Source organism: Anaerobacillus sp. ABR4_321 (assembly GCF_056158505.1).
Map to the genome: position 1 here is coordinate 3,273,496 of NZ_JBSWTK010000001.1, position 19,328 is coordinate 3,292,823.

Here is a 19,328-nt window from a genome sequence, read left to right on the forward strand (position 1 = left end):
GGATTTTGAAAGGTTCCCAAAAATTATAAAAAAATGTTTTGATTTTCCTTCACTCTTTCTCATATTCGGCATCTTTTAGAACACGTTCATACTTCCTGACCGCGTTGATGATAAATCCAGCAACACTCAATAGTGTGAGCGATAGAACTCTTTTCATAAGATGCTCTCCTTTAGGTATGATTCCTTCATCGTATGATGGCATCGATGTTCAGTTCCATGATAAAAAAAGACGCTCAACTAAGAGCGTCTTCCTTCTGATGATTTAGTACAGTTAATAGTTCATCATAGCGTTCAAAGAGCTGTTCTTTTGAAAGAGGTAGCACTCTTGTAAGGTCTTCCACCACACGCTCATCTGACCTTAACCAAGCGTTATACTGTCTCTTAACGTATCGTTCTGCGTCATCGAACGTATGGAACGTGCAGTCTTCCACTTCACCTTGTCTTACTACCTCAAACGTCTCATCGACTTGTCGAATAAAAATGATGTCACCTTCATGATTTTCATAGAATGAACCACTTTCACCATCTCTTTGGTTTAGACGATTACGATCAGCATCGCTTTTTAACGGCTTTAATTGAAATGGTTTTGCGATAAAGATTTCGAATGTCTCTTCTGTTAATTCGCATCCAGAAGCTTTTGGATGGCCACCGCCTCCAAATCGACCGGCAAACTCCGAAACATCCACTTCATCATGAATCGTTCGAAAACCAAGACGCTTGCTTCCAATGTTGATGATCGTGATGAGGTCGAGATGAGGATGGCGTTTGTTCAGTTCGTTTCCTAACTCAGAATGATAAGATTCAGCATGCACCATTCCTACGCAATATTCGTCAATGAACGTTTGTACGATTTGAAAGTTCTTCTTATGAATGTAGCGACTGATCTTTCGCTCTTCTAAATCGAGAATCATTTCTTCGGATTCGCTCAATGAGAATGAGTCCGGATCACGAGTCAAACGTCTTATCATTTCTGCTTTGAACGTTTCTCTCCCTAATATCGAAAACAAATCGTTCAGGCGTTTGGCATCCGTATCATCGTCTTCTTCCCATTCCCACGTATCATATTTACGTACGAGTTCTAGGAAATGTTCTAATCCCTCACTTCGTTCAATCTTTTCACGGTCTACTAAGTATTGATAAAACAATGTAGCTGCGCACGTTTTTTTGTCATCACCAGGCTCTACATATCCCCATTCGTACTCATTAAAATGCATTGCGCTCGCATGATGATCGATCATTTGTACATGTTTGCCTTCTTGGAAACGCTTCTCCAACAGTTGTTCGATCTCTTCGTTCACAGAAAGGTCTGTAATAAAAAGTGGACTTTCATCGTTTTTCTCTAGAAAAGATTCTACGCGTTCATTTAAGTTTCGATATGTACAATGTGTAATGTCAGCACTTTTCTCAAACGCAAGTTCTGCAATGAGTGCACATGCTGATCCATCTAGGTCACTATCTGTAAAAAGTTTTATCATCGCCCACTCCTCCTATTCCACGTTAGTATGTGCTTGGTGTTTAAAATCATTACGAAAATCCACCTCATAAAAAAAAGCGAGCACGGTAGCTCGCTTTTTCTGACAACCTGACAACCCGTTAAATTATACATCTGAACGGTTTATGACACAACAGGTGGTCATGCGTTAGTTTTTGTTTCAAAACGTTCACGGAGCATGAACTTTTGAATTTTCCCACTTGCATTCCTCGGTAGTTCATCAACAAAAATATATTTCCTTGGTCTCTTATAAGTCGCTAGGTTAGGACTTTCTTGACAGTGACGATCAAGATCTTCTTCAGTGATAGATGCGTCTTTTTTCACGACGATCGCCGTTACGACCTCGCCCCACTTTTCATCTGGCTGCCCAAGCACCGCTACATCTAAGACACCATCATGGGCATGCAAAACGTCTTCGATCTCTCTTGGGTACACGTTCTCTCCACCAGAAATCACCATATCATCTACTCGGTCGGAGACGTATAGATAGCCTTCAGCGTCCATATAACCTAGGTCTCCAGAGTGGTACCACCCTTTATAAAGGGCCTGTTCTGTCGCATCCGGACGGTTAAAGTAGCCCATCATCATACATGGTCCCTTCACGATGATTTCTCCCACTTCTCCCGGCGGAAGAATGGCTTCTGGATCTGATGGTCCTTCTTCAGAAGGGTGCACGACTCGCACCTCATGGTTGATCGCGGCTCGCCCAGCTGAACCAACTTTAGATAACTGTTCATGCTGATCAAGGAACGTCACTGCAGGTCCCATCTCTGTCATGCCATAAGCCTGAAGGAGATTGATACCGAGCCGTTCTTTAATAATCTTCACCATCGCCGGTGCCATTGGGGCAGCTCCATATAGCCCTATTCGAAGGCTGCTAATATCATACAAAGCAAGGTCTTCTTGAAGAATCATGTTCCACATCGTAGGTGCACCAAAGAAGATGCTTACTTTTTCTTCTTGAATTGTTTCTAACACCTTCTTTGGTTCGAAATGATGAAGGATGACGTTAACCGCTCCAAAATGTACACGAGGCAAGAAATTACAATGAAGTTCAGCACAATGAAACATCGGAGCAGCGACAAGTCCAATGTCATGATCTTTCACATGTAAGCTAGCTCCACATATTAAACTTTGCTCCACCATGCTTCTATGCTTATGAAGCACTCCTTTAGGTCTTCCTGTCGTTCCGCTCGTATACATGATGGCATACGTATCGTTTTCATCTACCTCGATCGTTGGCTCTTCTACAGACGAAAGGCGTACAAGCTTTTCGTAGCTTTCAGAAAACGCTTGTGGCTCTCCTTCTGTTAACCAGAACGAGACATTAGGAAAATTCTCTTGCACAGCTGTTATGACAGGTTCGAGCATCTTTTCATAAACAACTACGGAAGGCTCAGCGTCTTTCAAAATGTAAGCGACTTCATTTGGCTTCAACCTAAAGTTGATCGGGTTAAGAACGGCACCGATCTTAGCACAAGCGAAAAACAGACAAGCGAGCTCAGTATTGTTAAACAGCAGTGTAGAAACACGGTCACCCTTTTTTACACCTGCATCCAAAAGCGCATTCGACACTCGATTTACTTCGACATTCCATTGCTCATATGTCCACCGTATCCCCTTTGTCTTATCGACAAGAGCTTCCTTAGGACCGAACTTTCTTACCGTTTGCATAAATAGAGAACCGATCGTTACGTACATGTACATCCTCCTCATTTGAATAGTGTGACGATGATTGGTCTCGTATGTATGTGTCCACTGTGTATAGTTCCGTTTTCTTTGCTAAAAATCCTTCTTATATCTGAAAATTCTGATATAAATGGAGCCTAAGACTGTCAAAAAGACTTTTGAGACCCATGACAGAATAGAGAGGATTTTCCCTGAGACCGCATCAACAAATTAAAAAGACTGTCGTGAATCGACAGTCTCATTAGTTATATTCGATCGGTCAGGTCGTCTTGACTCCATTTGTTCATCTTAGGTACGTGATGATGCTTGATCATCTCTAGTAATTGAACGGGGTCTTCGTGTGAAAGGAGAGGTTCCATATATTGTTTCGCTAGGAAGCCTTCGCTTACCATGTGTTCTAGCATGGAATGATAAGGTGCGTAGTAATTTTTTGTATTTAACAACGCGATCGGCTTGTTATGGTATTCGAGCTGGTACCAAGTGAATATTTCTGTTAGCTCTTCTAATGTACCGATTCCACCGGGCAGTGCTAGGAACGCATCACCGTGATCGTACATTTTTGCTTTCCGTTCATGCATCGTTTCTACGATGATCAGTTCCGATAACTCTATGTGTGCAACGTTATCATAGATTTTTCTAGGAATGATGCCAGTTACTTTCCCACCGTGTTTAATCACCGTACGAGCTAATGCACCCATCAGCCCTACGTTTCCACCGCCATAAATAACTTCGATTCCTTGGCGTGCTAGTTGCTCTCCAAGTTTTTCGACAGCCTCATAGTAGAGCCTGTCTACATTCTCACTAGAACCACAAAATACAGTAATACGATTTAAGTTCGTCATTCACAGCGCCCCTTTCGTAAGATCTTCCCAACTATATCGTAATCGTACTATTTTATATGAAAGAAAAATAGAGGAAATACTCACAAAAAAGTGATGCCTAATAATCCAAAAGAAGAGACTGCCAACGTTGGCAGTCTCCCCATCACCCTTTTTCTTCTGCTAGCTCTGTTAATACATCTTTGATTTTCCGATTGATGACGAGATCAGCCATCGTATCATATTTTGTTTCTTCATCGTTAACGATGATCACTCTGGCACCATGGCGCTTCGCTTCTACCGGAAACAAGTTTGCTGGTGAAACACTTAAAGATGAACCTAGCACGATGAAAAGATCCGCTTTTCTTGTTTCTTGCTTCGCTAAGTGGATCGCGCTCATAGGCAACGGCTCTCCGAACAACACCACTCCCGGTCGTTTAAATCCCCCACATTCGCAAATATTGTCATCGTTTAAGAAATGAGCGTTTTCGAACGATTCACCACAATCGTCACAATACACTTCACATAATGTGCCGTGCATTTCTGCGACGTTTTTACTACCAGCTTTTTTGTGAAAACCATCAACATTTTGAGTTAGTATCGAGCTAATATGACCGCTTTTCTCCCATTCTGACAAATAGTAATACCCTTCATGAGGCATTGCAGATTGTAATTTTTCAATTCGATTTTTATAAAAACGGACGAACAGATCGCGTTCATATGTCATGGCATCCCGACTAGCAAAAAGCAATGGATCATACTCATTCCACATGCCATCGAGTGCCGATCTAAAATCAGCTAAGCCACTCTCAGTGCTCATCCCAGCACCTGTCAGCACAACAGTATGTTTCGCTTCATAAAACCATTTTGCAAGCATTATCATTCACCTGCCTTAGAAGTACGAATAATTAACCATTCACATATTTTCGATTGTTCAAACCTTTTTCCCCATATTTTGTTATTTCTTTGTAATAAAAAAAACAATGAGGCGATTGTGCCTCATTGTTTTGTCAAATGTTACGATTTTGCAGGAGATGGGTCTTCTGAAACCTTTTGATCTCGCTTCTTATCCTTTTTAGGTTTAGGACTTTTGGCAACAAGATGCTTCTCTTTCGTTATCGCCTTATAGAAGGAGACGGTCATGAGAATCATAATGACTGAGAACGGCATTGCAGCGAGGATGAGTACATTCTGCAGTGCCTGTAACCCGCCACTATAAAGCAACACGGCTGCCATAGCTGACTGTGTTATTCCCCATGTGAGCTTTACACTAGTACCAGGATTTAGTGACCCATACGTTGTCTGCATTCCAAGAACAAATGTTGCAGAGTCTGCAGACGTTACGAAGAATGTTCCGATCAATGTAATCGCGATGATGGAAAGTACTACACCAAACGGATAGTTCTGAAACGTTCCGAATAACGCTTCTTCTGTCGCAAGTGACGCGATATCTGCTGTTCCATTTTGCTGAAGGTTGATCGCAGAAACACCAAAAGTTGAGAACCAAAGGAACCCTACGATAGATGGAACTAACAATACTCCAACAAGAAATTCTCTGATGGATCTTCCGCGAGAAACACGCGCGATGAAGATTCCAACGAACGGAGACCACGAAATCCACCATGCCCAGTAGAAGATGGTCCAGTTGTTGATCCACTCTCTATTCTCAGGGTTTAGCGGAGCAATGCGGAAACTCATCGCTAAAATGTTTGTTAAGTACGATCCGATCGTATCTGTAAACATGTTCAAAATGTAAATCGTTGGTCCAAGGATGAACATTGCGAGGAATAAAAATCCAGCAAGACCAATGTTCGCATTACTTAAGTACTTGATTCCTTTACTGATGCCTGTCCATGCTGAAATCATGAATAGCACAGTTACGACAGCAATAATAATCAATTGAGAGGTAAAATTGTTAGGAACGCCTGTTAAGTAAGAAAGTCCACCGTTGATTTGTACTGCACCAAAACCAAGTGTAGTTGCTACCCCAACGATCGTAGCAAAGACAGCTAACGTATCGATTACTTTACCAAGCAGACCGTTCACGCGATCACCAAAGATCGGGTAAAGTGTCGCACTGATCAACCCTGGCTTATCATGTCTAAATTTAAAATAAGCGAGCACGAGTGCAACGATCGCATAGATTGCCCAAGCATGCACTCCCCAGTGGAAGTACACATACTGCATGGATTCCTTTACTGCTGCTGGTGTTCCTGTTTCAGCTGTTGGAGCATTCACAGCATAATGATAGATCGGTTCTGCTGCTCCCCAGAAAACAAGTCCAATCCCCATACCAGCACTGAACAGCATGGCAAACCAACTTAGTGTTGTAAATTCCGGCTTTTCATCCGGTTTACCAAGCTTGATCTTACCGTACGGTGTAAAAATGATAAATACACAAAAAATAACGAGAAGCGTTACTAATATTAAGTAATACCAACCAAACTTATTCGAAATAAACGTTTGGGCACTGGCCGAAATGGACTCGAGACTGCCAGGAGAAATCGATCCCCACACGACCATCATTAAACTGATAACCAGCGTACTCCAAAACACTGATGAAATTTTTCCTGTCACAGTTGTCACCTCAACTTCATTTAATTTTCTGTTTTAAAACAGAATTTAGTACGTTTTTACCTCTATCTATCTATACCACTACAAAATAGGTCGAAACACCGAATTTCAAGTTAAGGCGATCTCTTTTACCCACTATTTACTAAAAACCCTAATAACATGCGACCTATAGCGGGACTATTTTTTTCTATTTTTTTCGTTCGATTTCGACACTTTGACTCGTTTTGTAGGTGGTTGTTTTTTTATCCACTTTAAAAACCGTCGAATTTGGTCGTCCTCTTTTAACTTTTTTATCGTATTGAGTCTAATTGCTAACTCTTGATTCGTGTATAACGCATGAATTTGCTTGTGACATGCAGGACATAAATTTGCAGTTGGTCCAAAGGTCCCTCCCTCTTCTTTTGGTGTTAAATGATGAACCGTACTAGATACTCCTTTTCGCCCGCACAGTTCGCATTCCATTCCTAACCACCCCTCAACTCTTCGTTATTATTTGTTCTTTGTTATTACGTATACCACTTAATCAAAAGAAAAAAGCCTTCCGATGTTTCGGAAGGCTTCTTGCGCTATATACTTAAAATCTCTTTAATTTCTTCCTCAGAAAGGCTTGAAATCATCGTTTCACCAGGCTGTATGACTTTTTGAATCAACTCTTTCTTCTTTTGCTGGAGCTCATATATTTTCTCCTCGATCGTTCCTTGCGTGATCAATCTCAGAACTTGAACAACTTTCTTCTGACCGATTCGATGTGCTCTTCCAGCTGCCTGCTCTTCAACGGCTGGGTTCCACCATAGGTCATATAAGATAACAGTGTCGGCACCCGTTAAGTTGAGTCCAGTTCCTCCAGCTTTTAATGAAATAAGAAAGATTTCTTTTTCACCGTCGTTAAATCGTTCTGTCATCTCAACTCGCTCTTTAGATGGTGTTTGACCATCTAAATAAAACACTTCGTGTCCCGCGGCCGTAAGATGATCCTGAATGATGCGCAGCATGCTTGCAAATTGAGAGAAGATCAGTATCCTCTGTTTGTTTTGAATAGACGTTGCTACGATATCCATAAGCTGTTCTAGCTTACCTGAGTACCCATCATAATTTTCAAGAAACAATGACGGGTGACAGCATAGTTGACGCAGTCTTGTCAGTCCTGCAAGAATCTTCATTCGGTTGCGTTGGAAGCCTTCTCCTCTGAGACTCTCCTTTGTTTCCTCCTGAATTCGGTGCAAGTAACCGAGATAAAGTTCTTTTTGCTGCTTTGTTAATTCAGAAACTTGAACAGTCTCGATTTTGTCCGGCAGTTCTTTCAATACATCCTGCTTCACACGTCTCAAGATGAATGGGCGAACCATTCTAGATATTTGTTCATGCGGTAGCTTTTTAAAAGAACTTAAGTCTTGAAAAAATCCCGGCATGATCGAATGGAACAATGCCCACAGTTCATCTAGTGAATTTTCGATCGGCGTACCACTGAGCGCAAACCTTTTTCTTGCTCTCAACTGCCTAACGGCTTGGGACGTTTTTGTAGCAGGATTCTTAATCGCCTGCGCTTCATCTAGAATCACTGAATCAAACTCCATCGCTTCATAATGAGAAATATCCTGCCTGAGCGTTGGGTAAGATGTAATCCACACATCTGGCTCCGATTGAGACAACAATTCTCTCCGTTCAGGAGGTGCGCCGGCATTGACAGCTACTTCCATGCCAGGTGCGAATTTCTCAAATTCTTTCTTCCAGTTATAGATGAGCGAAGCAGGTGCGATAACAAGTGCTTTTGCATTCGGATTTTCTTCCTTCTCTGAAAGGAGATAGGAAATGCTTTGCAGCGTTTTTCCTAGCCCCATATCGTCAGCAAGAATACCGCCTAAATGATAATATCCAAGCGCCTTCAACCACTGAAAGCCTGTCAGTTGATAGGACCGCAATTCAGCATCCAGCCCTTCTGGCAAGCTGAACTGAAGGTCTTCAGGATGTTTCAGTCTCGATAACAGTTCACGAAAAGCTTTGCCATAACGAGAGCTTCGCTTCTCTTTTCCCATCGTTTCATCGATTTGCAAGCCTCGATAAAGTGGAAGCTTGAGATCTCCTCGACTGATTTCACTTTCTTTAATGTTCAATTCGTCCAAGAGCTTTCCAACGTGCTGGAAATCTTCATCTTCGATCGAAACGAACGAACCGTTCTCAAGACGATAATACCGTTTCCTTTCGATCATCGCTTTCAGCACATTCGAGATTTCGCCCTCATCGATGCCTTTCATATCAAAACTAACGTCGAGCCAGGTTCCTGTTCTATCTACGTCGACGGATGTGACCGGAACAGACTCTTCATCAAGTAACCATTTCTTTGCAGAATCTGTTAAAAGCACTTCTGCAAGTTCATCCAGCCGAGGAAGCGTCCAATATAAGAAATCAAAGATTAATGCTTCATCGTCTACGTACAGTTCTCGGCCATTGAATTTTAAAGATGCTTGCTCGATTAGCGCCATGATCTGCTGTTCTTTTTCACTATCTCTTAAGATTATTCCTCCATCCTTGTTCTCAATACGCGAAGCGCTGTCGAACGGATCGATTCGATCTTCCCCATATTTATACGTAACGTTAACGAGAAGACGCTCACCCTCTGCATTCACATAGACCTTCGCTCGAAGCGCTGGACTTTCGATCTTCTCTGAAATATCTTCTGATAAGGTGACGTCCCCTAGTTTCTTTAAACGCGGGACGACCTGAGATAGGAATGGTTCGATCTGGTCACCAGAAATCGATACAGAACTTGCAGCTGAATTTCGAAAGGGAGCTAACTCTCTTAGAAGTTTCTGCTGCCTTTGGCTCACTTTGTAAAGCGATTCATCGTGAAACACCCATCCGTATGTTCCAAATACAGCAGCTTCTTCAAACCCATTCAAGTGTAAAACATAGTCAGACTCTACTTGCTCAACAGCAAAGTCGAAAGGATGCTTATCTTTAAAGAGCGTAACGCCTTCAAATAATTCACGATTAAATTCAAAACGTAGCGAACGGTCCTGTCTATAAAGCTCTTCTAAAAACTCATTCGCCGTCAAAGGAGGCAAGATCAACTCTCTGTTATCTGTAAACCTTCCCCAGTTATCCGGAATGCTTAAATACACTTTCTCGTTACTTCTAACAGCTAGCAACAATTCAATAAAGGGGTAATCCCGCTCATCGAATTCTTGTTCATGTGGCTCATAACTAAATTTCTTAGTAAAATATAACGATTCTTCAGCTAGCACAGCATCTAGAAATGCCCTAATGTCCTTCACGATATATAAGCGATCGACCCCTACTTTCATCTCGATCGTCCACGGGGCATCTCCCCTCGATCGTCTAAGCGATGGATAGGAGGTTCCTTTAATCGTAAACTCCACCTGCAGGCGATCCTTTTTGGATGAAGGGATATCAGACAAATCCACATCATAATCGCTCAAAGCTCGGATCAACTGATCTGTTTCATCGTAGTTCTTGGGTGGCGCAGTGCTTTTTTCTTTCTTCTCTTCTTGATCCGGTGGATGAGAGTCGCTGATCGCGATTAGGACAGCGGCGATATGCTTACACGTTCCATACGTATCGAATGCGGCACATTCGCACGAGCCGAACCAGTTATCGCTCAAAAGCTCGATAACAACTTCATAATCATCCGTTCCATGTACGTGTGCCGTATACGACTTTTTCTCTGTATCATAGTTCAGGACATGCACGCGACCGTCCTGATAGTAAGTGAGACCTCTTTGATAGAAGCTCACCGGAAACCGTTCTTTTATTTCACTCTTCGAAAACATTGAGTATTGGTTCATCTCGATATCACTTCAATTCTCAGCGTAGTAGTACCCTTCATTATACAATCTTCTATGCATTCCACAAAATCTTAACCGCTTCTTCAGATATTTTTTCATGCATCACTTCTATTTTTCTACTTTGGGACATGTATTTAATTAGAGACATGCCAAAAAGGAGAATGCTATCGATGCTAGAAACTGTGGTAGGTCATATCATTCTTGGTTTATCGATTGCAGCACCGATCGGTCCTATTAATATTGAGATCATGAAGCAAGGAATACATAAAGGATTCTGGTCTTCCCTTCTCGTAGGCGGAGGCGGGATGAGTGCAGATCTCATCCTGATGTGTTTGATGTACTTTGGAATCGCTGCTTTTGTGAAAATATCTTATGTACAAATAGCTTTACTCGTACTCGGGTGTGTGATTCTTACATTATCTGGACTTCAGGGGTGCTTGTCTTCTGTCAGTATTGACGAGGCGAGAGACAAAGATAAGTCGGGACTTTTCAACTCATATGCAACAGGCTTCATGATCGCTGCCTTCAATCCGATGAACCTTCTATTTTGGCTTGGGATTTACGGTTCAGTTCTCAGTCAATCCTTGCAGCGCCCTGACAAATGGGAAGCATTCTTTCTTTCCACACTCGTTTTCGTCGGGATCGGTCTTTGGAACTTGAATATGTCGTTGACCGTCCATTTTGGCAAGACACTTATGAAACCAGCAACGCTAAGAGGAATAAGCGTTGTTGCAAGCCTTGTCTTACTCTTCTTCGGTCTTCGATTTGGTTACCTCGCTGCAGAAATGCTATTTGTAGCTTCAAAATAAAAAGAGCAGCTTTAGCCGCTCTTAAATCATGTACACATAAATTGCGATTCCTGCAACAGCTAATATACTCACTACAACATAAATAGAAAAAATCGTAATGCTCGTGTTTTTCGCTTTCTTATCGTACCCACTATCACTTTTTCCTGCTACCATAAGCGTACCGATCAAAATTAACACGATAAAAAATATGATTAAACCAGTTGCTACCTGTATCATATCTTTCCCCCCTCTTCTTTATCATACATTGGATTGGAGATATGATGGAACAAGGAATTTATCGATTTTCTTACAAAATCCCCGGGCATTTTTCAGCCTTACAACATGAGCACAAAATTTAATTATTTTTTTAACGTATTTGATTCCGGATTTATGACAACACTTTTTTATACAGTCGGTCATTATCTTTCATTATAATGAAGATGCTGTCAGATGGCCGGCCGTACCACAAGCAAGTCCCTTGAAAAGCCCCTCTACTTAGAGGGGCTTGTTCCATTGTCTAAAACGAAGTCTGCATGGAGCACGGGGTCTACTTTTTCAAAATAGTAGTCTTCAGCTTTCCAATAACGATCATGAAACTTTTTAAGGTTCTTTTTCGTTTCCTCACTCTCTCTTTCAAACCTCGCTCTACGAGAACATTCAAGATAAATAACGTAATCGAGATATTCTCTCCACTCTTCCCGCTGAATGAAGACTCCTTCAATAAGGACAAGCGCATTCTCTGGAATCTGTTGAACGTAAGAGATGTGGGTATCGTTCCTTTCATCAAAACGCTGAAGGGTTAATACAGAAGTCTGTTTAACCTTATCAAACAAGTGATCTCGTAAGTAGGAAACATCCCATTGGAGATAGTAATATTCGTACCATTCCTCATAGTCTGTTCCATATCGTTTACTCCTTGACACGATAAAGTCATCGATGTGGATCACGATGACTTCTCGTTCAGTAACCCTCTCACGCATGTTATTCACAAAAGTCGTTTTCCCTGATCGACTCAATCCATCGATGCCTACTACCACCCTGTTTTGTTTTGGAAACTTTGATAAAATATCGTTCATTACTTCCTTCACGCTTCACTCACCTCAGAAATTTTGCTAATTTTCAACATTTTTCACAAATTCTATTGCTTTCCAACAAGGCAATGGATAAACTGATAGTACATTCGATAAAAAGAACAGTTTAGGGGGATTGAACGAATGCATAAAACCAAAACGCTGCCAGAAGACTGGCTACCTCTGGTGGAAGAAGCGATGAATTCATCCACTACGAAAGAAGAATTTGCTGCTTACTTAAAAGAAATAGAGACTTCACTTAAAAAGTCTTCATAAATAAGAAACCCCAACGGAAAGACGTTGGGGATTTTATAGAAACAAATGAAGAATGGACATAGGCCCTGATCTGCCTTCTTTCTTTTTACCTAAATCCACATATCCTTGTTCAAGGTAGATCGATCGAGCCACCCCGTTTTTCACATTAACGGCTAACACCACTTCATCAATTTCAGGGAAATTAGATTTTACATAGTCTTTAACAAGAAACATGGCATGTTTTCCATACCCTTTTCCCTGTTCCTTCTGATCGATACTGAGCGCTCTTAACAGCATAGCGTTTTTGTTTGAAGTGTATTCCTTCGCACCTTCACCACTATGTAATACGAAAAAACCAACGACTCTCTCTCCTGATAAAATGACGACTGGATGCCGTTCAGGATCTTTCATACACGTTTCAAATGCTGGCATCGGCAGAGAAGTGTACCTCATCTGATCATCTGAAAGAGTGAATTTCCGTAGTGCTTCAAGGTGAAATCCTTGTGTTCTTGCTAGTTTTAGTTGATCCGTAGCCTGCTTTGTCATCACTTCTCTCTCCTTTCGCACCATACTCATTCTATTTAACATATCGAAAAACCTTCTTCTAATAAAAAAAGCAGCATACGAGGTGTATGCTGCCAACATGTCATTTCTCTCTTCTTGCAAAATCAACGAACCGAAATTTATCTAGCCTGTGACGAGATTCGGTATACTCGATTAAAGTCGTGTCGTTTAAATACACATAGTTCCGCACGACAACGACGTGCTCATAATGTTTTAAATCTAGATAGCGCCTGTCATCTTCGTGTGCATCCTCAACAACGATTTCTTTCTTCGCATAGCTGATCGATAATCCAAGGTCGTTTTCCAAATAATCATAGATCGAGTTCTCACAGATCTGTTTTGTTAATTCGGGAACGGATTGTACAGGAAAATAATCTCGATCCAAAATGATTTTTTCTCCGTCTATTTCTCTTGCTCTGACTACATGCCACACAGAATCGCCACTACGAAGACCAAGTTGCTCTCTCACCCATTCTGTGGGCTGTTCTTTTTCCAGGTAATGAACGATTGTTTTAGACGTTTTGCTCATTCGCTTAGATACTTCTTTAAAACTGACGAGACCCGAAACAGGAAACTCATATCGATTGACATCGATTACAACGGAACCTCTCGCTTTGATTTTTTGAATCAATCCATTTTGTGAGAGGAGGTTCAATGCCTTTCGAATCGTTTCTCGAGATGTTCCATACGCTTCTGCTAGTTCGTGTTCAGAAGGTAGTTTACTGTTCGGTTTGTACGTCCCATCTTGAATTTTCTCTGATAGCTCTTGATAAATCTGAGCATATTTCGTTTGTTTCATTCCACCATCACCTATGACTTTTTGACATAGTACACGACGGATTCAAATGGTCTTAGCACCTTACCATCGATCTCCTCATGTGGATCTTCGGAGTAATTTGAAAGCAAGCGTTCGAACCCGTCAACCTCTACATGATCAGGAAGTTCAACCGTTGCTTCAGTTTCATAAAAGTTGTTAATAACGAGCAGCTTTTCTCGATCGGTTTCACGTACGTAAGCGAAAATCTGTGGATCTTTCGCTAAGATGAGTTCATAGCTACCTTCCGTTACAACCTCAACGGTCTTACGTAGCTCGATCAGCTTCTGATAATGTTCAAAGATCGAATTCTCTTCTTGAAGCGTATCTTCTACGTTGATTTGCTTATAGTTTTTTGCGACCGGTATCCAAGGTTCACCTGTCGTGAATCCTGCTTGAGAATCTGAGTTCCATTGTACAGGCGTACGAGAATTATCTCTAGACTTGTGTCGTAAAATCTCAAGGATCTCTTCTTCACTATACCCTTTTTCCTGAAGAATGGAATAGATGTTCAACGATTCAACGTCACGATAAGAAGAAATATCGTCGAACTTCGGATTGGTCATTCCGATCTCTTCGCCTTGATAAATGTACGGCGTTCCTTGCATCATGTGCATCGTCGTAGCCAGCATTTTTGCTGACTCTTTTCTGTACTCACCATCGTTCCCATAACGGGAAACGATTCTTGGCTGGTCATGGTTGCACCAGAATAGCGCGTTCCAGCCTCCTCCTTCATGCATCTCTTTTTGCCATGTCGACAGGATGTTTTTTAATTTGAGGAAATCAAAGTCTGCGACCGACCACTTCTCACCGTTAGGATAATCCACTTTCAAATGGTGGAAGTTAAACGTCATGCTTAGCTCATTACGCTCAGGATTAGAATACTTGATGCAATCCTCTATCGTTGTTGACGACATCTCACCGACTGTCATCGGATTGTACTTCATAAACACTTCTCGATTCATTTCGTTCATGAATTCATGAGCACGAGGTCCATCTGTGTAAAATTTACGCCCATCTCCAGGGGCAACGGATCCATCATCGTTCGGAAAATCTTGATCTTTCGAAATAAGGTTGATGACGTCGAGACGGAACCCATCAACACCTTTTTCAAACCAGAACGTCATCATGTTATAGACTTCATCACGTACTTTTTCATTTTCCCAGTTCAAATCAGCCTGTGTCACATCGAATAGATGAAGATAATACTGTCCTGTTTCCTGATCAAACTGCCATGCCGAGCCACCAAATTTAGATTGCCAGTTCGTAGGTTCCTCACCGTCCACAGGATCTTTCCAAATATAATAATCACGGTATGGATTATCCTTTGATTTACGTGATTCAACAAACCACTGATGCTCTGTCGACGTATGGTTTACAACGATATCCATGATGATTTTAATGTCACGTGCGTGAGCTTCCTCAAGCAAACGATCGAAGTCTTCCATCGTCCCATATTCTTCATAGATACTGAAATAATCACGGATATCATATCCATTATCATTTTGAGGGGAATCATAGATCGGCGTTAACCACACTACGTCCACACCTAGTGTTTTTAAATAGTCTAACTTCTCAATGATTCCGTTGATATCTCCTGTACCATTTCCTGTCGTGTCATTAAAACTCTTTGGATAGATTTGATACACGACTGACTTTTTCCACCATGCTTGCACGAAACTCAACTCCCTAATTCAATTTCAATGATTTCAATACGAAAAAACGATATCACCGGAACTGTCATATGAACCGGTAGACATTCCAGGTGATATCGTACGTCCTAATTAATTCTCTACTTTTCTTATCTTCCCATACATGAGTGTAAGAAGGAATGGTAGAACAAGAACGATTGCCATTCCTAGGAAGAATGCTCCCCAATATTCTTTAAAGATCGATAAGAATCCAGGAACGCCCCCAACACCGATCGACTGTGCTTCTACTCCCATTACCGTAATAACGAGTCCTGCGATGGCAGAACCGATAATTGCTGCAAAGAATGGGAAACGATAGCGAAGGTTTACACCGAAAAGTGCTGGCTCGGTTACACCTAGGAATGCAGAAACTGCAGATGTTCCTGCGAGACCTTTCGTTTTCTCCTGCTTCGTAACGAGCATCATCGCAAGTGCTGCTGCACCTTGAGCGATGTTAGAAAGAGCTAGCATCGGCCACAAGAACGTGCTTCCTGTACTTCCGATCAATTGAAGATCGACTGCTAGGAATGTGTGATGCATACCAGTAATAACGAGAGGAGCATACAGTGCACCATATACAAGGCCTCCGATCGCTGGTACTGCATCGAACAAGCCAATAAATCCATCAGTCAAGAGGTTTGCAATCCAGAATGTAACAGGTCCAATCAACGTGAACGCAAGGAATCCAGTTACGAGCAATGCGACTGGTGCAACGACAAGCATCTGTATGGAATCATGCACCCGTTTATTTAAGAACGTTTCAATTTTCGCTAATATATACGCGGATACAAGAACTGGTAAGACCTGCCCTTGGTAACCGATTTTTTCAATTTCAAGACCAAACAAGTTCCAAGTTGGAATGTCATCTGCCTGACCATAAGTCCAAGCGTTAAGTAGATCAGGATGGACTAAGATAAGACCAAGAACGATTCCGAGTAACGGACTACCGCCAAACTGTTTCGCTGCTGACCAACCGATCAGTCCTGGTAAGAACACAAAGGCGGTGTTCGCGATCAAGTTGATGATACTTGCAAGGTCAGCCCACTGAGGATATACCTCAACGAGTGGTGCGCTGAAGAAGATATCTTCAGCAGTAAGGATGTTGTTGATACCGAGTAACAAACCTGCAGTTACGATGGCAGGTAAAATTGGGATAAAAATATCTGCTAACGTCTTAACAGCACGTTGTAACATATTTTGTTTCTGTGCTGCAGCGTTCTTTACATCCTGTTTGGATGCGCTCTCAATTTCTGTAATTTCAGCGAAGATCTTAAACACTTTATCAACAGTTCCTTGCCCGATGACGACCTGAAACTGACCGTTAGCCGAGAAAGAACCTTTTACGAGATCATTTTGTTCAAGTGCTTCCTGATCGACTTTGCTTTCATCATGTAATACGAGTCGTAGTCTTGTTACGCAGTGTGTAGCAGTTGATACGTTTTCTTTACCACCGATCGCTTCAACGATCTGCTCGACAGACTTTCTGTCAATAGCCATGCTTCTTCCCCCTATTCATAACCAACAGGCCGCCTACGAACGACCTGTTGTCATTCATCAATTACTTCTTAACCTTTGTATGCATAATTTCGACTTCACCACGAGTAGCGCCATCTGTATAAGACTTCTCAACATTCTCAAGAATATCTGCATTTGTGATGATGACAGGCGTGATCGTACTTGCTGCTTTTTCCTTCACAAGATCAAGGTCTACTGAGATCAATGGGTCGCCGACCTTAACTTTGTCGCCTTCCTTCACGTGTCCTTCAAAACCTTCTCCACCCATACCAACTGTTTCTAAACCAACATGGATGAGTAGTTCTAGTCCAGATTCAGACTCGATGCCGACAGCATGTTTCGTGTGGAAGAACTGAATGATCTTTCCGTTTACTGGTGAAACAACTTCACCATCAGTCGGTTCGATCGCAACACCATCACCCATCATTTTTTGTGCGAACGTCGGATCCGGTACGTTTTCAAGTTCAACGACCTTTCCGTTCATCGGAGCAAGAATCTTCTCCTCTGTAGGCGTTTCCTTCTTACCGAATAATTTTTTAAGCATCATGTATTCTCCTTTCAACCGCTTTCATTTATTGTTTAACTTGTCTATACATGTTCAATACAATTCGTAGTTTACCTTGTATATACAAGTTAGTCAACTGGAACGTTTTTTAATCGATAATCGGGGGAAGAAGCAATTTCCAATGAAATCAATAATCCTTTTCCCTTTTATTCTCCTGCTAAACGAAAAGATGTTTTATGTTGTGTGAAATCGTTTAATATATGTATTAGACATGAAGGAGGGATAAAGAATGAACAAAGTGGATGTTGAAACGCTCTATTTAAAGGAGAATGGGGACATACCGAACAACCCAGACCTTCCTCTTATCCTTTATCCTGGAAGTTTAGTAGATCTTGAGAACCAATGCGCGGATCAATTCAAAAAGAACAACTGGACGAACAGCTGGCAAAACGGCGTGTTCGATTACCATCACTACCACAGCAATACGCACGAAGTTCTTGGTGTTGTAAGTGGAGAAGCTACCATCACGTTCGGTGGCGAAAACGGTGAAAAAGTAGACGTTAAAAAGGGCGATGCAGTCGTTATTCCCGCAGGCGTCGGACATAAAAGAGAAAGCGCATCTTCAGATTTCCAGGTCGTTGGTGCGTACCCGAATGGAGCAGATCATGACTTGAAAACCGGTGATCCGAACGAACGAGATGCTCTTGAAACAATCCAGCACGTTCCGTTTCCAGAGACAGATCCAATCTTCGGTGGCGATGGTCCGCTTATAGAGATATGGTCGAATGTAAATAGAGGATCGTAAGGAAGCCGTTCAATAGACGTACACAAAAACCGACCAGTGGCAAATGCCTCTGGTCGGTTTTGTTGGTATAGAGTCATGTTATTTCAAATACGACTACCCTTTTCTTTCCGGGACCGTTTCATCATAAAAGGGTTTATGGTCTGGATGATGAGCAAGCCTGCTATCTTCATTGCAAGCATCGATCTTCTTCATTTGTTCAGATGTTAAGTTAAAATCGAACAAGTCAGCGTTTTCTTTTATCCGCTCGGGCTTTGATGACTTTACGTTCACAACAACATCGTGGTTTAGACACCATCTCAATACAACTTGAGCCGGTGACTTTCCAACACTCTTACTGATCTCTTTGATCGCCCTGTTCGATAATACCTTGCCTCGTTTCAGAGGAGACCATGCCGCCACTTGAATATTTTTCGCTTCACAATAGGCTCTAAGGTCTTCTTGAATCAGTTCAGGATGAAACTCGATCTGGTTCATGACAGGCGTCACACTTGAATTCTTAAGGAGCGTTTCGAGGTGATGCTTCTCGAAGTTACTTACACCGATCGCGCAAACTTTTCCTTCATGATACAGCTTCTCTAGAGCCTGCCATGTCTCTTGGTACAGCTCAGGAACGGGCCAATGGATTAGATAAAGATCGAGATAGTCAGTACCGAGCCGCTCGAGTGACCGGTCGAACGCGTTTAGCGTTTCATTATAGCCCTGCTCATCGTTCCAAACTTTTGAGGTTATAAAGAGTTCTTCACGAGGAATCCCTGATTGCTTGATCGCCTCGCCAACTGCTTCTTCATTTCCGTAGTAAGAAGCGGTATCGATACCTCGGTATCCGCACTGAAGCGCTTCGGTTACAGCTTGAACAGCTTCGTTTCCATTTAGCTTAAAAACACCAAAACAAACCTGTGGCATCTTCACACCGTTTGAGAGTGTTACGCGTGCTATTCCCATCCC

At 42.0% G+C, this 19,328-nt stretch carries 18 protein-coding genes; 3 read left to right on the forward strand and 15 right to left on the reverse strand.

The features are described 5' to 3' along the window. Window positions 1-233: 233 nt before the first annotated feature. From ACXADT_RS17060 to ACXADT_RS17090, 7 genes are all read right to left on the reverse strand, one after another. The gene (locus ACXADT_RS17060; protein WP_474832022.1) at window positions 234-1,475 is read right to left on the reverse strand and encodes a DHH family phosphoesterase; all 1,242 of its coding nucleotides are present in this window, start codon (window positions 1,473-1,475) and stop codon (window positions 234-236) included. A gap of 158 nt (window positions 1,476-1,633) precedes the next feature. Beyond that, window positions 1,634-3,193: a fatty acid--CoA ligase gene (locus ACXADT_RS17065; RefSeq protein ID WP_474832023.1), complete on the reverse strand. Its 1,560-nt coding sequence runs from the start codon at window positions 3,191-3,193 to the stop codon at window positions 1,634-1,636. Between the two features lie 233 nt (window positions 3,194-3,426). Then, the gene (locus ACXADT_RS17070; RefSeq protein ID WP_270181479.1) at window positions 3,427-4,023 is read right to left on the reverse strand and encodes an LOG family protein; all 597 of its coding nucleotides are present in this window, start codon (window positions 4,021-4,023) and stop codon (window positions 3,427-3,429) included. A 142-nt stretch (window positions 4,024-4,165) separates the two neighbouring features. Continuing rightward, entirely contained in the window at window positions 4,166-4,876 is a 711-nt protein-coding gene (locus ACXADT_RS17075) for an NAD-dependent deacylase (RefSeq protein WP_474812564.1), read from the reverse strand. A 140-nt stretch (window positions 4,877-5,016) separates the two neighbouring features. After that, window positions 5,017-6,576 (reverse strand): glycine betaine uptake BCCT transporter, encoded by a 1,560-nt coding sequence (locus ACXADT_RS17080; RefSeq protein WP_270181477.1) that lies wholly within the window; start codon window positions 6,574-6,576, stop codon window positions 5,017-5,019. 174 nt (window positions 6,577-6,750) lie between these two features. Next, window positions 6,751-7,035 (reverse strand): HNH endonuclease, encoded by a 285-nt coding sequence (locus ACXADT_RS17085; protein WP_474812568.1) that lies wholly within the window; start codon window positions 7,033-7,035, stop codon window positions 6,751-6,753. A 104-nt stretch (window positions 7,036-7,139) separates the two neighbouring features. Beyond that, entirely contained in the window at window positions 7,140-10,376 is a 3,237-nt protein-coding gene (locus tag ACXADT_RS17090; RefSeq protein ID WP_474832025.1) for a DEAD/DEAH box helicase, read from the reverse strand. Between the two features lie 170 nt (window positions 10,377-10,546). Between ACXADT_RS17090 and ACXADT_RS17095 the strand changes: the two genes are divergently transcribed. Then, on the forward strand, window positions 10,547-11,185 hold the full coding sequence (locus ACXADT_RS17095) for a LysE family translocator (protein WP_270181474.1): 639 nt from the start codon (window positions 10,547-10,549) through the stop codon (window positions 11,183-11,185). A 21-nt stretch (window positions 11,186-11,206) separates the two neighbouring features. On the opposite strand, the gene ACXADT_RS17100 is transcribed toward ACXADT_RS17095, so the two are convergent. Both ACXADT_RS17100 and ACXADT_RS17105 read right to left on the reverse strand, forming a co-directional pair. Further along, entirely contained in the window at window positions 11,207-11,401 is a 195-nt protein-coding gene (locus ACXADT_RS17100; protein ID WP_270181473.1) for a hypothetical protein, read from the reverse strand. A 254-nt stretch (window positions 11,402-11,655) separates the two neighbouring features. After that, the gene (locus tag ACXADT_RS17105; protein ID WP_474834569.1) at window positions 11,656-12,240 is read right to left on the reverse strand and encodes a kinase; all 585 of its coding nucleotides are present in this window, start codon (window positions 12,238-12,240) and stop codon (window positions 11,656-11,658) included. Window positions 12,241-12,378: 138 nt separating this feature from the next. Between ACXADT_RS17105 and ACXADT_RS17110 the strand changes: the two genes are divergently transcribed. After that, the gene (locus ACXADT_RS17110; protein WP_270181471.1) at window positions 12,379-12,510 is read left to right on the forward strand and encodes a hypothetical protein; all 132 of its coding nucleotides are present in this window, start codon (window positions 12,379-12,381) and stop codon (window positions 12,508-12,510) included. A gap of 33 nt (window positions 12,511-12,543) precedes the next feature. Here the strand turns inward: ACXADT_RS17110 and ACXADT_RS17115 are convergent, their stop codons facing one another. The 5 genes from ACXADT_RS17115 to ACXADT_RS17135 form a co-directional block, all read right to left on the reverse strand. After that, entirely contained in the window at window positions 12,544-13,035 is a 492-nt protein-coding gene (locus ACXADT_RS17115) for a GNAT family N-acetyltransferase (RefSeq protein WP_474832026.1), read from the reverse strand. A gap of 100 nt (window positions 13,036-13,135) precedes the next feature. Continuing rightward, complete coding sequence (gene treR, locus ACXADT_RS17120; RefSeq protein ID WP_270181469.1) at window positions 13,136-13,852, reverse strand: trehalose operon repressor; 717 nt, start codon at window positions 13,850-13,852, stop codon at window positions 13,136-13,138. Window positions 13,853-13,863: 11 nt separating this feature from the next. Further along, the gene (gene treC / locus ACXADT_RS17125; protein ID WP_474832028.1) at window positions 13,864-15,543 is read right to left on the reverse strand and encodes an alpha,alpha-phosphotrehalase; all 1,680 of its coding nucleotides are present in this window, start codon (window positions 15,541-15,543) and stop codon (window positions 13,864-13,866) included. 108 nt (window positions 15,544-15,651) lie between these two features. After that, window positions 15,652-17,055, reverse strand: a complete 1,404-nt coding sequence (treP, locus tag ACXADT_RS17130; RefSeq protein ID WP_270181467.1) for a PTS system trehalose-specific EIIBC component — start codon at window positions 17,053-17,055, stop codon at window positions 15,652-15,654. 61 nt (window positions 17,056-17,116) lie between these two features. Then, window positions 17,117-17,617 (reverse strand): PTS sugar transporter subunit IIA, encoded by a 501-nt coding sequence (locus ACXADT_RS17135; protein ID WP_270181466.1) that lies wholly within the window; start codon window positions 17,615-17,617, stop codon window positions 17,117-17,119. Window positions 17,618-17,867: 250 nt separating this feature from the next. Between ACXADT_RS17135 and ACXADT_RS17140 the strand changes: the two genes are divergently transcribed. Continuing rightward, window positions 17,868-18,383: a cupin domain-containing protein gene (locus ACXADT_RS17140; protein WP_474832030.1), complete on the forward strand. Its 516-nt coding sequence runs from the start codon at window positions 17,868-17,870 to the stop codon at window positions 18,381-18,383. 93 nt (window positions 18,384-18,476) lie between these two features. Here the strand turns inward: ACXADT_RS17140 and ACXADT_RS17145 are convergent, their stop codons facing one another. Next, window positions 18,477-19,325 (reverse strand): aldo/keto reductase, encoded by an 849-nt coding sequence (locus tag ACXADT_RS17145; RefSeq protein ID WP_474832032.1) that lies wholly within the window; start codon window positions 19,323-19,325, stop codon window positions 18,477-18,479. Window positions 19,326-19,328: the final 3 nt, after the last annotated feature.